We start from the raw sequence: 14,248 nt of genomic DNA, 5'->3' as shown, positions 1-14,248 counted from the left end.
GTCATAAACTATTCCTTCACTCCTTCGTCGGGGCCACGGCCCCTTCCGCAGCGGATGGGGAGACAGGAATGAACATCGCAATCACCAACGGCCTCATGCTGATGCCGCCGGCCTTCCGCGCGGGGCTGAACGCCTGGTCGCGGACCGACGGCACCTCGTCCAGTCCGACCTGGGCCAGCGCCGACAACGCCGGAATCGTCCCGGCCGATCAGGATTTCGGCGCCTGTCTGGAGATCTACAAGCAGCAGACGACGACCCAGATCCGTTTCATGGGCGAGACGCCGATGATCCCCGGCGTCTACCTGCGCATCTCGGCCCGCGTGAAGGCAGTGGCCGGCGCGCTGTGCGGCGTGCGCATCGCGGGCTGGGCAGGTGATGGCGCGCGCAATCATGTGACCGGCCTGGTCGAGGTCGGCCCGACCGTGCCGCTGACAACCTATGGCGAGGTGGTCGAGGTCAGCGCCATCGTCGGCGTCGGCGCGCGCGCGGGTGTCGACATGGGCTGGGGCACGGTGCCGGTCTTCGGCCATTTCGGCCTGGATCTGGTTGGCGCCAATGGTGGTGCGATCCGCATCGAATCGATCCGCATCGACGACATCACAGCGGCCTTCATCCCGTCGCTGATCGACTGGGTGGACGTGCGGGATTTCGGCGCCAGGGGCGACAATGCCACCAATGACCGGGCCGCCTTCATCGCCGCCGACCAGGCCGCCAATGGCGGTTGGGTGCTGGTTCCCGAAGGCACGTTCTATATCAGCGGCGACCTTGGGATAAACAGCCCGATCCGCTTCAAGGGCAGGATCCGCACACCCGATTCCACCCGTGTCTCGTTCCTGCAAAGCTTTGATTTCCCGACCTATGCCGACGCCTTCGGGAACGAGACGCTGGGCATGAAAAAGGCATTGCAGGCGCTGTTCGGCTATACCGATCATGTCACGCTGGATCTGTGCGGGCGTCGGGTCGATCTGGATGAACCGCTGGTCATTCAGGATCTGGCCCCCGATCTGAACGGGTTTTCCAATCGCCGGGTCATCGCCAATGGCAGCATCCAGGCCAAGCCCGGCACCGCCTGGGACACCGGCCGCTGGACCAGCCGCGCCAGCTACGACCCCGCGACGCCCGACCGGCTGACAAATGTCGCCAATGTCGCGGCGATCGAGATCGGCAGCCGCGTGTCCGGCAACGGCGTCGGCCGCGAGGTCTATGTCAACGGCAAGAACGTGGCCGAGGGCTGGCTTTCGCTGTCGCAACCGCTCTACGGCGGGGCGGCGACGCGCAGCTACACCTTCGAGCGCTACCGCTACCTGTTCGACTTTTCGGGGATCAAGCAGCTGAGCCGGCTGAATTTCGTCAATCTCGACCTCAGCTGCGAATCCATCGCGAGCGGCATCATGCTGGCCCCCGAAGGCGAGATGATCTCCGTGCGCGACTGCTATGTCACCAAGCCCAGAGATCGCGGCATCACCTCGATCGGGCGGGGCTGCCAGGACATGCTGATCGACCGTTGCCAATTCCTGTCCAGCGAGATCGATCTGCCCGCGCAGCAGCGCAGCTCGATCGCGATCAATGTCAATGCCAACGACACCAAGATCCGCGACAACCGCTTCGTGCGTTTCGCGCATTTCATGGTCGCCAATGGCGGCGGGCATATCATCAGCGGCAATCACTGGTTCCAGGGCGACGGCTCGGGCGAGGGGCTGCGCTATGCCGGGCTGGTGCTGACGCTGACCAACGTGCAGACCACGATCACCGGAAACTACATCGACAACGCCTCCATCGAATGGACCAACGAACACAGCGCGCGGCCCGATTTCAGCGGCAGCCAGTTCAGCTTCGGTGGCCTGACCATCACCGGCAATACCTGCCTGTGTTCCAATACCGCGGCCTGGTTCACCTGGCTGACGGTCAAGCCCTATGGCAGCGGCCATTTCATCCACGGCCTGACCGTATCGGGCAACGTGTTCAAGGCGCTTTACGGCAATGTGGACCGGATCGACAGGGTCGATACCTCGATCGCGGATCTGGATTACAACAACATGCGGAACGTCCAGTTCGAGGGCAATACCTTCAACGGCGTGAACAACTATGTCTCGAACCCGCTGCTGGTCCAGCACGAGCAGAACAGCACCTCGCGGACATGGAATCTGCCGGTGATCGAGGGGCTGCCGTTCCAGGCCTGGGCAAAATCCGTGCAGTCGGTGGTCGCCGAAGGGCCGATCACGGACGGCTCGAACAACCGCATCGACGCGGCGCCGTGGGTGCAGGCCGAGATCGGCAGCACGAGGCGACAGATCCGGCTGAACTGGGCCACTCCGGTCAAGGGCAAGATTTCGGTCTATGCGCGCATGGACCGGCCGCAGTAAAATCCCATCCGACCGTCCTCGGATACGCCGCCGCGAGCCATCGCGGCGGCTTTTTCATACGCCGGGATCCGCGGGCGTCAGCCCTAGGCCGCGCCGAAACCGACATTCGGCAGGGCGCGCTCGCGCATCATCTGCCAGAAGGAGAAATCCGGCAAGTCGACGAAGGCCGCGGCGTGCCGATGGGCATTCAACCAGTGATCGCGCAGGGCCGCATCGGATCGCGGGTCATGGCAGAGTCCCGAAGCCCACTCCGGCGAATGTGAACAATTTACATTTTACATCTGAAATCCGTCAATAACTTTACAAATTTCTCGTTATATAAAAAATGCTTAACTTGAAGTGCCGTATATGATTAACATCTGCCACGGGGGTGCTTTCAGCGCCGCCGGCCGGTGGGGACCGGCAACCGGACAAGGGACGGAAATGGCTGTAAGGAGGGCATGTCGTGAGCACCGAAACCATTGAAAAGCATCGAATTCCGCCCGGGTTCGAAAACGCGCACGTCAAGCCCGCCGATTACGACCGTCTCTATGCCGAATCGATTCGTGATCCGGAAGCCTTCTGGGCCCGCGAGGGCAAGAGGCTGGACTGGATCGAGCCCTATACCAAGGTCAAGAACACCGATTTCACCTTCGGCAAGGTCAACATCAAGTGGTACGAGGACGGCGTTCTGAATGTCAGCGTGAATTGCGTCGACCGGCATCTGGACAAGCGCGGCGAGCAGACCGCGATCATCTTCGAGCCCGACGATCCGAAGGACGACGCCCGGCACATCACCTACAGGCAATTGTCCGAAAACGTGAACCGGATGGCGAACGTGCTGCTGAGCCAGGGCGTCATGCGGGGCGACCGGGTCGTGATCTATCTGCCGATGATCCCCGAGGCCGCCTATGCGATGCTGGCCTGCGCGCGGATCGGGGCCATCCATTCCATCGTTTTCGCCGGTTTCTCGCCCGATGCGCTGGCCAACCGCATCAATGACAGCGGCGCCAAGGTGGTCATCACCGCCGATACCGCGCCGCGCGGCGGGCGCAAGACCAACCTCAAGGCCAATGCCGACGCGGCCCTGCTGCATTGTTCGGACAAGGTTCGCTGCCTCGTCGTCAAGCATACCGGCGATCAGACCACCTGGGTCGAGGATCGCGACGTGGACGTGAAGGCGATGATGCAGGAGGCCAGCCCCGATTGCCCGCCGCGCCCGATGAATGCCGAGGATCCGCTGTTCATCCTCTACACGTCAGGCTCGACCGGCAAGCCGAAGGGCGTGGTGCACACGACCGGCGGCTATCTGGTCTTTGCCGCCATGACCCATGAATATACCTTCGACTACCATGACGGCGACATCTTCTGGTGCACCGCCGATGTCGGCTGGGTTACCGGGCACAGCTATATCGTCTATGGCCCGCTGGCCAACGGTGCCACGACGGTGATGTTCGAGGGCGTGCCGACCTGGCCCGATGCGGGACGGTTCTGGGAAGTCTGCGCCAAGCACAAGGTGAACCAGTTCTACACCGCGCCGACCGCGATCCGGGCGCTGATGGGGAAGGGGCCGGAATTCGTCGAAAAGCACGACCTGTCCAGCCTGCGCCTTTTGGGCACGGTGGGCGAGCCGATCAACCCCGAAGCATGGAACTGGTATGACGAGCATGTCGGCAAGGGGCGGTGCCCCATTGTCGATACCTGGTGGCAGACCGAAACCGGCGGCCACCTGATCACGCCGCTGCCGGGCGCGACCGAGACCAAGCCCGGCTCGGCCACGGTTCCGTTCTTCGGCATCAGGCCGGCCATTCTCGATGCCGAATCGGCCAGGGTGCAAGAGGGCAATCCGGCCGAGGGCGTGCTGTGCATCGCCGATAGCTGGCCGGGCCAGATGCGGACCGTCTGGGGCGATCACAAGCGTTTCGAGGAAACCTATTTCCAGCAATATCCGGGCTATTACTTTACCGGCGACGGCTGCCGCCGGGACGAGGACGGCTATTACTGGATCACCGGCCGGGTCGATGACGTGATCAATGTCAGCGGCCATCGCATGGGCACGGCCGAGGTCGAATCGGCATTGGTCGCACATGAGAAAGTCGCCGAGGCAGCGGTCGTGGGCTATCCGCACCCGGTCAAGGGACAGGGGATCTATGCCTATGTCACCCTGATGAGCGGGGTCGAGCCGACCGAGGAATTGCGCGCCGAGCTGGAAAAGTGGGTCCGCAGCGAGATCGGCCCGATCGCCAAGCCGGACCTGATCCAGTGGGCGCCCGGGATGCCCAAGACGCGATCGGGCAAGATCATGCGCCGCATCCTGCGCAAGATCGCCGAGAATGACTATGGCAGCCTGGGCGACACCTCGACCCTGGCCGAACCCGAGGTGGTGGAAGACCTGATCGAGAACCGGATGAACCGCGGCTGAGCGGCGCCGGGAGAATACGGGGCCGCCCGCCGGCCCCGAATCGCGTCACGCGCAGCCCTGACGGGGCGCGACCGGGATGCAGGACGGCAAGGCGGGACGAGGGACATGTCTGAACAGGGAGGACCGCAAGGACATGAGTGACAGAACATCATCGAACGCCTACTGGCAGGCGAATCTGCGGATCATCTGGATCTGCCTCGCCATCTGGGCACTGGTATCCTACGGCTTCGCGATCATCCTGCGACCGCTGCTTTCGGGCATCAGGATCGGCGGCACGGATCTGGGCTTCTGGTTCGCGCAGCAAGGCGCGATCCTGGTGTTCATCGTGCTGATCTTCTTTTACGCGGCGCGGATGAACAAGCTCGACCGCGACCACGGCGTGGACGAGTGAGCGGGGATCCAACATGAGCCAGTTTACCCTCAACCTGATCTTCATCGGCCTCAGCTTCGCGGTGTATATCGGCATCGCGATCTATGCGCGGGCCGGATCGACGGCCGAATTCTACGCCGCCAATCGCGGCGTCCACCCGGTCATGAACGGCATGGCCACGGCGGCCGACTGGATGTCGGCGGCCAGCTTCATCTCGATGGCGGGGCTGATCGCCTTTACCGGATACGACAACTCGACCTATCTGATGGGCTGGACCGGTGGCTATGTGCTGCTGGCGATGCTGCTGGCGCCGTATCTGCGCAAGTTCGGCAAGTTCACCGTACCGGAATTCATCGGCGACCGCTTCTATTCGGGCACCGCGCGGATCATCGGCGTGATCTGCCTGCTGATCATCTCGATCACCTATGTGATCGGCCAGATGACCGGGGTGGGCGTCACCTTCTCGCGCTATCTGGAGGTGTCGAATTCGACCGGGTTGTGGATCGGCGCCGCGATCGTGTTCGTCTATGCCGTTCTTGGCGGCATGAAGGGCATCACCTATACGCAGGTCGCGCAGTATATCGTGCTGATCATCGCCTACACGATCCCGGCGGTCTTCATCGCGTTGCAACTGACCGGCAATGTGCTGCCGCAGACCGGTCTGTTCGGCTCTCTGAACAATGGCAGCGGCAAGTTCCTGGCGACGCTGGACAAGGTGGTCACGGATCTGGGCTTTAATTCCTATACCGGGCATCACAAGTCCACGCTGGACATGGTGCTGTTCACGCTGGCGCTGATGATCGGCACGGCGGGACTGCCGCATGTGATCATCCGTTTCTTCACCGTGCCCAAGGTTTCGGATGCACGGTTGTCGGCGGGCTGGGCGCTGGTCTTCATCGCGCTTCTCTATACCGTCGCGCCGGCCGTCGGCTCGATGTCGCGGTTCAACCTGACCACGACGATGTGGCCGGGCGCCGCGACCGGCGAGACATTCAGTCAGCCGGCCGTGTCGCTGGACCAGATCCAGAATGATCCCGACAAGGCCTGGATGCGCAACTGGCAGGTCACCGGCCTGCTGAACTGGGAAGACAAGAACGGCGACGGGCTGATCCAGTATTACAACGACACCGCCACGACCGGCCCGGCGGCCGAGATGGCTGCCTCGCAGAACCTTCAGGGCAATGAACTGACCACGGTGAACAACGACATCATGGTTCTGGCCAATCCCGAGATCGCGAACCTGCCGGGCTGGGTCATCGCCATTGTCGCCGCCGGCGGTCTGGCCGCGGCCCTGTCCACGGCGGCGGGGCTGTTGCTGGCAATTTCGGGCGCGGTCAGCCACGACCTGATCAAGGGTGCGATCAACCCGGCCATCAGCGAGAAGGGCGAGCTTCTCGCGGCCCGCATCTCGATGGGGGTCTCGATCCTGGTGGCGACGCTGCTGGGTCTGAACCCGCCGGGCTTCGCGGCGCAGACCGTGGCCCTGGCTTTCGGTCTGGCGGCAAGCTCGATCTTCCCGGTGCTGATGATGGGCATCTTCTCCAAGCGCGTGAACAAGCAGGGCGCGATCTGGGGGATGCTGGCAGGGATCCTGTCCACGCTGCTCTACATCTTCACCTACAAGGGCTGGTTCTTCATCTCGGGCACCAACATGCTGGAGGATACGGCCGCGAACTGGCTGTTCGGCATCTCGCCCGCCTCCTTCGGCACGATCGGGGCGCTGATCAATTTCGGCGTCGCCTATCTGGTGTCGAACGCGACCGAGGAACCGCCGATCGAGGTGCAGGAACTGGTCGAATCGATCCGCGTGCCGCGCGGCGCGGGCGACGCCGTCGCGCATTGAACCGAATCCGGCCGCGCCCCCTCATCAGGGGGGGGCGCGGCCAGCCATGTCACGGGAAGGCCAGGGATGTCCGACAGCGTCGATTTCATCGCCACCGTGCACCCCTATGACAGATTGAAATCAGAGGATCTGGCGCGCGTCGCCGGAACCTTCACGCACCGGCATTATCCGGCCGGAACCGGGATCTATCAGGTCGGCGACAGGCTGCCCGGCCTCTATCTGATCCGGACCGGCCGCGTCCGCGTCACCGACCGCAACGGCGATTCGGTGTCGGAACTTGGGCCGCGCAATTCGTTTGGCGAACGCGGTCTGCTGCGCGACGGCGTGGCCGTGACCTCGGCCACGGCCATCGAGGATTGCGAGATCCTGATGCTGCCCGCCGCCGATCTGAGGGCGCTGATCCGCGACCATCGCGCGGTGGCGCGGTTCTTCGAACGGGGCCGTGGCCCCGAGGGGCGCGGCGCCCGGATCGCGACGCTGAAGGTTGGCGATCTGCTGGGTCGCCGCGCGCCCGTCGCCTGCGGTCCCGACACCCCGATCATCGAGGCCGCCCGCCGGATGCGCGAGGCCGGCGTCGGCAGCATCGGCATCACCGAAGACGAAAGGCTGGTGGGCCTTCTCACCATCCGCGACATGTCGAACCGCGTCGTGGCCGAAGGGCGCGACGCCGGCGGTCCGGTGCGGGGCGTGATGACCCCCGATCCGATCACCCTGCCGCCCTCGGCGCTTGGCTATGATGTGCTCAACATCATGCTGGAACGCCGCATCGGCCATCTGCCGGTCGTCGAGGATGGCCGCTTCGTCGGCATGATCAGCCAGACCGACCTGACCCGCGTGCAGGCGATCAGCGCCTCCGGCCTGATCCGCGACGTGGCGCAGGCCGGCAGCGTGGCCGAGATGGCCCGCATGACCGCGCGCATCCCCGATCTGCTGCTGAACCTCAGCCGCGCGCATCAGCGTCACGAAGTCATCACCCGCATGATCACCGATGTGGCCGATGCCGTGACGCGGCGGCTTCTGGACATGGCCCGGGCGCAGCTCGGGGCGCCGCCGGCGCCATTCCTGTGGGCGGCCTGCGGATCTCAGGGGCGCCAGGAACAGACCGGCGTCAGCGATCAGGACAATTGCCTGATCCTGGACGATGCCGCCGATCCGGACGATCCCTATTTCGGCGAACTCGCACGCTTGGTCAGCGACGGGCTGAATGCCTGCGGCTATGTCTATTGCCCCGGCAACATGATGGCTACCAATCCGCGCTGGCGTCAGCCCCGCACCGTGTGGCGGGCCTATTTCCGCGACTGGATCGCCCGTCCCAGCCCCGAGGCGCAGATGCTGGCCAGCGTCATGTTCGACCTGCGCGCCATCGGCGGCGAGGCGGGCCTGCTGGCCGATCTGCAACAGGATACGTTGCAGGCGGCCTCGAAGAATTCGATCTTCGTGGCGCACATGACCGCGAATGCGCTGAAGCACCGCCCGCCGCTGGGCCTGATCGGCGGTTTCGCCACGATCCGCACGGGCGAGCATCGCCACCATATCGACATGAAGCACAACGGCGTCGTGCCGGTCACCGACATGGCCCGCATCCATGCGTTGCAGGGCCGGCTGACGCCGGTCAGCACGCGGGCACGCCTTCAGGATGCCGAGGCCAAGGGCGTCCTGTCGGGCAGCGGCGCGCGCGATCTGATCGCGGCCTATGACCTGATCCAGACCATGCGGCTGGACAACCAGGCCGATCTGATCCGCGCGGGCCGAAGGCCCGACAATTACCTGTCGCCCGGCGATCTGGCGGATTTTCAGCGCAGCCATCTGCGTGACGCCTTTGTCGTGGTCAGGGGAATGCAATCTGCCCTGGGGCAGGGAAAGGGAATGCTGGCATGACGGGCGTGGGCGTCGAGGTTCTGGGCGTGATCGCGGTCGGCGTCGGCACCGCCGCGTTCCTGTTTGCCATGCTGCACGCGCTGCGCAAGGCGGGGCTGGCATTGCCGCGCTGGCTGCTGCCGGCGGGGATCGGGCTGGCGATGATTGGCTATTCGGTCTGGAACGACTACGCTTGGTATGACCGCGCGGTGGCGCGTCTGCCCGATGGCGCGCGGGTGCTGATGGTGGGCACCGGCAGCGTGGCATGGGCGCCCTGGACCTATCTCGCGCCGCTGACGCTGCGTTTCGCGGCGCTCGATCCGGCGACGATCACCGACCGGGACGGGATCCGGCGCGCCGAAATCCTGCTGGTCGAGCGACGCGGCCAGACCCTTGTCGTGCCCCAGGATTTCGACTGCGCGGCCGGGCGGATCAAACCCGCGCGCGGCGATTGGGTCAGCGCGGCGCCCGACGATCCGGTCTGGGCCGTCGTCTGTCAGCAAGGAGGAGGGAAGGATGGCCCGGATCCTGGTGATCGAGGATGAGGACAACATCGCCACCGCGCTGGATTTCCTGCTGACGCGCGAGGGGCACAGCCACGTCCGCATGGCCTCGGGGCAGGGTGCGGTGCAGCGCATCCGCGAGACCCGTCCCGATCTGGTCCTGCTGGACGTGATGTTGCCCGATGTCTCAGGCTACCAGATCGTGCAGGATCTGCGTGCCGACCCGGCCCTGTCGGGGATCCGCGTGCTGATGATGACGGCCCGCGGCTCTGTCGTCGAGCGGCGCAAGGGGATGGCGCTTGGCGCCGACGGATTTATCGCCAAACCTTTCGAACTGGACGAATTGCGCGCCGAGATGACCCGCATTCTGGCGGAACCGTGCTGACCCGCCTGTCCCTGCGCCTGCGGATCTTCCTGATCTTCGCCGGCCTGGCGGCGGGGATCGTGGCGGCGATCGGTCTGGGCCTTGCGGTGGCCGGCCGCAGCCTTGCCGAGCTTGACGCGCTGATCGAATTCGGGCTGGACCTTCTGATCCAGGCCGGGATGGTCGCGGGCCTTGCCGCCGTGGCGCTGGTCACCGCCATCTGGTATCTGTTCGACCGCCACATCGCCCGCCCGATCGAGGTTCTGGCGGGCGGGCTGCGCACCGGGCAGGCGCCCGAGCCGGACGAGGCGCGCTATCTGGCCGATCTGGGCCCGGCCGTGCGCGACGCGGCGGCGGCGCGGGCGCGGACGGATCAGGCACTGACCGCCGCCCTTCACGATCACGCCGCCCATCTGACGCGGGAAAAGGCGGCGCTGGAATCCATCCTCGCCGATTTCGGCGCCGGCGCGCTGATGACCGATCCGCACGGGCGGGTGGTGTTCTACAATGCTTCGGCCGCGCGGCTGCTGCCGGGGCTTGCGCTGGACCGCCCGCTGCATCGCCATATCGCGCCCGGCGCGCTGGAGGCCGCCGCCGCGCGGTTGCAGGCGGGCGCCGAGGCGACCGACCTGGTCTGCCTGACCGCGCAAGGGACACGATTGTCCGGCCGGATGCGGCGGCTGGATGAAGGCACGCTGCTGATTTTGCATGAGACGGCCCCGCCCCGGCCCGCGCCCCGCGACGCGCTGGAGGCGCTGCGCCGACACGCCGCGACACTGGTGCCGATGCTGAACGCGCTGGACGGACCGATCCCGCCTGCGCTGGCGGCCGCGATCCGGGCCGAGGGGCAGGGCCTGGCCCGCGCCACCCGCCGCCTGTCCGAGGTCATGACCGACGCGCCGCCCACCGCCCGCGCCGGGCTGAACGAACTGGCCGCGGGACTGGATCGCGCGACCGATCTGCCGCCGCTGTCGCTGCTGGCCGAGGCGGATGCGATCGGCGCGCTGCTGCGTCTTTTGCAGGATCGGCTGCGGGCGATGGGCCAGGCGCCCGCGCTGCGTGTCGCGGCGGATGATCCGGGCGAGGCGCATCTGCTGCTGGAATGGGACGGCCCGCCACTGCCGATGGACCGGCTGGAGGACTGGCTGCGACAGGCGCCGGATCCGGCGCAGCCCGACCGCAGCGGGGCCGACATCCTGGCCGCGCATGGCACCGGCATCTGGCCCGAAGCCGACGATTCGCGTGCCCGGCTGGTCCTGCCCCTGCGACGGGCCCCGGACCGCATTGGCGGTGCCGGGCTGACCTATGATTTCGCGCTGCCCTCGCGCGCGACGGCCTCGTCGCGGCTGGCGGATCTGACCTGCGTGGTCTTCGATACCGAGACGACCGGACTGGATCCGGCCCGGGACCGGATCGTGCAGATCGCGGGGATCCGTATCGCGGGCGGCCGCCTGACCGGCGAGCGGTTCGAGACGCTGGTCGATCCGGGACGCCGAATCCCCGCGCGCGCCAGCGCCATTCATGGCATCACCGACCAGATGGTCGCCGGCGCGCCCGACATGAGGACCGCGCTGATGGCGTTTCACCATTTCGCCGAGGATGCCGTGCTGGTCTGCCACAACGCGCCCTTCGACATGGGCCTGCTGCGCGCCGCCACACCCGAATCGGGGGCGCAGTTCGACAACCGGGTGCTGGACACCGTTTTGCTGTCAGCGATGGTCTGGGGTGGCACGGTCGCGCACACGCTGGACGCGCTGGCCGAAAGGCTGGGGATCGCGATGCCGCCCGATCAGCGCCACAGCGCCATGGGCGATGCGATCGCCACCGCGCAGGCATTTCTGCGGCTGATTCCCGCGCTGGAAGCCAAGGGCATCGCGCGCTTTGAGGATACGCTGGCCGAGGCCCGCCGGCATCGCCGCCTGATCGGCAATGCCAATCCCGATCACAATTCGATCTCGGGGGCGTCCGGGTCGCGCGGCACCGAAGGCCCGTCCGGAGACTGATCGGGGGATTGATCGCCGCCCGGCGCATCCGGATCCTGGAAATCGCGAAGATTCTCGCCGATGGGCGGCGGCGGCGGGGCGCCCGGTTTGCGGCGGATCACGATATCGCCGTTCTCCAGCCGCCGGGGCGTCTCGTAATTGCCGAGATCATCGACCAGCACGGCCAGATCCTTCAGCACAGGCGCCATCCGCGACAGCGCGCCCGACATGTCCTCGCCCAGCCGGTTCAGATCGGGGCCGACATCGTTCCACAGATCCTGAAACAACATTCCCAATCCGCGCCCGATCAGATCGGTCGGATCCTCGGCATCCTGCGACCGACGCGGCGCATCGGCCGGCGGCGGCTGGTAGGGCGCCTGCGCCGGGGCGGGCAGGGGCAGCAGCAGCAACAGGGTGGCCAGGGCGAAGGGGCGCGTCTCCATGCCGCAATGATGGGCGCGACACCGCCACGACGCAAGACGGAATGGATACGGAACGGATCGTCAATGCGCCTTGCGGCCATGATCGCGGTTGCGCGATGGCATCGCGGCCGGTTCCGATCCGTGGTTTGAGGGTGAGAGGCTGGACAACGACCCAAGCGGGGCTCGTTACGGCTGCTTCCTTCCGGACCTGACCGGATTGGCGAGATGCCTGCCCGCGCCAACCTCTCGGCGCGACAGATAATCGGCGGGCAGAGCCGATGCAACCCCGTCAGAGGAAAAGTCTGAACCGCACGAAGCCATCGCCGGAGGCGCCGGTATGGTCGAGGCGGCCGGGCAGATGGCGTTCCAGTTCGGCCAGATGGTCCAGGCTGCCGGGGCCGGTCTCGAACAGCACGCTGGTGCCGGGCATGGGGGCGAAGCGCCAATGCGCGCGGTGGCGGACCCGGATCCGGCGGCGCCGGCGAATGTAGTGGCGCAGCACATCGCGGGTCAGCGCCCCGTCCTTCAGCGCCACCTCGTTGCCCGCGACCAGCGGGCTGAACAATCCGCAAGAGGCGAGGCGATAGGAATTGGTCGCCAGCACGAAGACATCGCGGTCCTGCAACGGCCGTCCCTGCCAGCACAGATCGCGAATCCGGCAGGCGGCCGCGTCGGCAAGCCGGCCATCGGGGCCGAAGCGTGCGGGCTGCGACAGATCGACCTGCCACGTCACCCCATCCACGACGTCGAAATTGTAGCAGGGAAAATCCTCGGCCAGCAGCGGCTGATCGTGACCGCCCGGCGTGATCCGTCTGAACATCCCGGCCGCACGTTCCAGCCAGTCGCGCAACTGCGCGCCATCCAGGCGGATCGCGCAGATGCGGTTCGGGAAGGAATAGAGATCCGACAGGCTGCGCAGGCTGAGCCGCCCGCCGGGGACGTCGGTGTAATGGCCCGGACCGCCCCTTCCGCCGGCCCGGAACGGGGCCGATGCCGACAGCACCGGCAGATCCTGCCAGCAGGTGCCACGCAGCCCGGCCCGGACGTGCCAGCGTTGCGCCATGTTGACCAGCCGCAGCCCCGGATCGACGCCGATCAGCGCGAAGTAGCTGGTCAGGGCCGCGTCCGACCGGCCGACACGCCGGCGCAGCTGGCGCAGCGTGTCGCGATGATCGGCCATGACGGGGCGGGCGATCTCGGGCGCGGCGGGCAAATCGGCGGGCACGGTTTCGGCCCGGCAGTCGAACGCGGCGACCTGCCAGCCGCCGGCGCCGTCGCGGCGCAGCCGCAGGTCGATGACGCCCAGATGCGATCCGCCGAATCCCGCCATCACCGCAGGCTTGCCGGCCAGCGTGCCGCGCTGCGGGTCGATGCCCGGAATGGCGCGGAAATCGCGACCCGGAAAGACCTGATGGGTGTGGCCCGCAATCACCGCGTCGATCCCCGGCGTCGCGGCCAGGGCGGTGGCGGCGTTCTCCATCCCCGGTCGCGCGGCCGGATCGCCGATTCCGGTATGGGCCAGGGCGATGACGATCTGCGCCCCCGCGCGGCGCATCTGCGGCACGATCCTGCCCGCGGTTGCCACGATGTCGTCGCAGATCAGGTCCGAAGACAGGTCGCGGTCCCATTCGGCGGTCTGGGGAGGCAGGAAACCGACCAGCCCGATGCGCATCGGCACCTGCCGTCCGGCCACGTCGCGCAGGCTGCGATCGACGATCGCATAGGGGGCAAAGCCGCGCCCGCGCCGGACATGAAGATTGGCCGCCAGAACGGGAAACCGCGCCCGATCGGTGGCACCGCGCAGGAATGCCAGCCCGAAGCTGAAATCGTGGTTGCCAAGCGCGGCGGCGTCATAGGCCAGCGCGTTCATCGCGGCGATGGCGGGATGGGGACGGTCCATACCGGCGGTCCTGCGCGCCGCGAAATCGCCCAGAGGCGTGCCTTCGAGGAAATCGCCGTTGTCCAGCAGCAGGCAATTGTCCACCTCGGCCCGCCGCCGCGCGATCAGCGACGCCGTGCGCGCCAGACCGCCCCGTCCGCTGGGCCGATCGGCAAGGTAATCATAGGGCAGCACATTCATGTGCATGTCCGTGGTTGCCAGGATGCGAAGCGCCACGATGTCGCCGGATGGGGCCGAAGCCCC

General features: G+C 66.5%; 10 protein-coding genes and 1 other RNA gene. 8 read left to right on the top strand and 3 right to left on the bottom strand.

The window, feature by feature from the left end:
• Nucleotides 1-68: 68 nt before the first annotated feature.
• From AC13CR_RS17600 to AC13CR_RS17565, 8 genes are all read left to right on the top strand, one after another.
• Nucleotides 69-2,363 (top strand): glycosyl hydrolase family 28-related protein, encoded by a 2,295-nt coding sequence (locus AC13CR_RS17600; protein ID WP_292978316.1) that lies wholly within the window; start codon nucleotides 69-71, stop codon nucleotides 2,361-2,363.
• Between the two features lie 445 nt (nucleotides 2,364-2,808).
• On the top strand, nucleotides 2,809-4,764 hold the full coding sequence (gene acs / locus AC13CR_RS17595; RefSeq protein ID WP_292978318.1) for an acetate--CoA ligase: 1,956 nt from the start codon (nucleotides 2,809-2,811) through the stop codon (nucleotides 4,762-4,764).
• A 133-nt stretch (nucleotides 4,765-4,897) separates the two neighbouring features.
• Nucleotides 4,898-5,155: a DUF4212 domain-containing protein gene (locus AC13CR_RS17590; protein ID WP_292955471.1), complete on the top strand. Its 258-nt coding sequence runs from the start codon at nucleotides 4,898-4,900 to the stop codon at nucleotides 5,153-5,155.
• A 13-nt stretch (nucleotides 5,156-5,168) separates the two neighbouring features.
• Nucleotides 5,169-6,977, top strand: a complete 1,809-nt coding sequence (locus AC13CR_RS17585) for a sodium:solute symporter family protein (protein WP_292955468.1) — start codon at nucleotides 5,169-5,171, stop codon at nucleotides 6,975-6,977.
• A gap of 66 nt (nucleotides 6,978-7,043) precedes the next feature.
• A complete protein-coding gene (locus AC13CR_RS17580; protein WP_292955465.1) occupies nucleotides 7,044-8,855 on the top strand; it encodes a DUF294 nucleotidyltransferase-like domain-containing protein in 1,812 nt (603 codons plus the stop codon).
• A complete protein-coding gene (locus AC13CR_RS17575; protein WP_292955462.1) occupies nucleotides 8,852-9,379 on the top strand; it encodes a hypothetical protein in 528 nt (175 codons plus the stop codon). The genes AC13CR_RS17580 and AC13CR_RS17575 overlap by 4 nt, the downstream gene beginning before the upstream one ends.
• Nucleotides 9,351-9,722, top strand: a complete 372-nt coding sequence (locus AC13CR_RS17570) for a response regulator transcription factor (protein ID WP_292955459.1) — start codon at nucleotides 9,351-9,353, stop codon at nucleotides 9,720-9,722. Before AC13CR_RS17575 ends, AC13CR_RS17570 begins: the two co-directional genes overlap by 29 nt.
• Nucleotides 9,716-11,704, top strand: a complete 1,989-nt coding sequence (locus tag AC13CR_RS17565) for a 3'-5' exonuclease (protein WP_482900922.1) — start codon at nucleotides 9,716-9,718, stop codon at nucleotides 11,702-11,704. Before AC13CR_RS17570 ends, AC13CR_RS17565 begins: the two co-directional genes overlap by 7 nt.
• Here AC13CR_RS17565 and AC13CR_RS17560 read toward each other — a convergent pair.
• From AC13CR_RS17560 to AC13CR_RS17550, 3 genes are all read right to left on the bottom strand, one after another.
• A complete protein-coding gene (locus tag AC13CR_RS17560) occupies nucleotides 11,644-12,126 on the bottom strand; it encodes a hypothetical protein (protein ID WP_446236709.1) in 483 nt (160 codons plus the stop codon). The genes AC13CR_RS17565 and AC13CR_RS17560 overlap by 61 nt on opposite strands.
• 130 nt (nucleotides 12,127-12,256) lie before the next feature.
• Nucleotides 12,257-12,353, bottom strand: an RNA gene (gene ffs, locus AC13CR_RS17555) — signal recognition particle sRNA small type.
• 41 nt (nucleotides 12,354-12,394) lie between these two features.
• Nucleotides 12,395-14,221 carry a bifunctional 2',3'-cyclic-nucleotide 2'-phosphodiesterase/3'-nucleotidase gene (locus AC13CR_RS17550; protein WP_446238372.1) on the bottom strand — a complete coding sequence of 609 codons (1,827 nt, stop codon included), beginning with the start codon at nucleotides 14,219-14,221 and terminating at the stop codon, nucleotides 12,395-12,397.
• Nucleotides 14,222-14,248: the final 27 nt, after the last annotated feature.

The sequence above is a fragment of the Paracoccus sp. L-17 genome (genome assembly GCF_056857655.1).
This window is presented reverse-complemented; position numbering and strand designations above follow the sequence as displayed.

Excerpts from the sequence above, each read along its gene's own strand:
- AC13CR_RS17570 (WP_292955459.1), top strand. The coding sequence starts at position 9,351 with ATGGCCCGGATCCTGGTGATCGAGGATGAGGACAACATCGCCACCGCG.
- AC13CR_RS17600 (WP_292978316.1), top strand. The coding sequence starts at position 69 with ATGAACATCGCAATCACCAACGGCCTCATGCTGATGCCGCCGGCCTTC.
- AC13CR_RS17590 (WP_292955471.1), top strand. The coding sequence starts at position 4,898 with ATGAGTGACAGAACATCATCGAACGCCTACTGGCAGGCGAATCTGCGG.
- AC13CR_RS17575 (WP_292955462.1), top strand. The coding sequence starts at position 8,852 with ATGACGGGCGTGGGCGTCGAGGTTCTGGGCGTGATCGCGGTCGGCGTC.
- AC13CR_RS17560 (WP_446236709.1), bottom strand. The coding sequence starts at position 12,126 with ATGGAGACGCGCCCCTTCGCCCTGGCCACCCTGTTGCTGCTGCTGCCC.
- AC13CR_RS17585 (WP_292955468.1), top strand. The coding sequence starts at position 5,169 with ATGAGCCAGTTTACCCTCAACCTGATCTTCATCGGCCTCAGCTTCGCG.
- AC13CR_RS17580 (WP_292955465.1), top strand. The coding sequence starts at position 7,044 with ATGTCCGACAGCGTCGATTTCATCGCCACCGTGCACCCCTATGACAGA.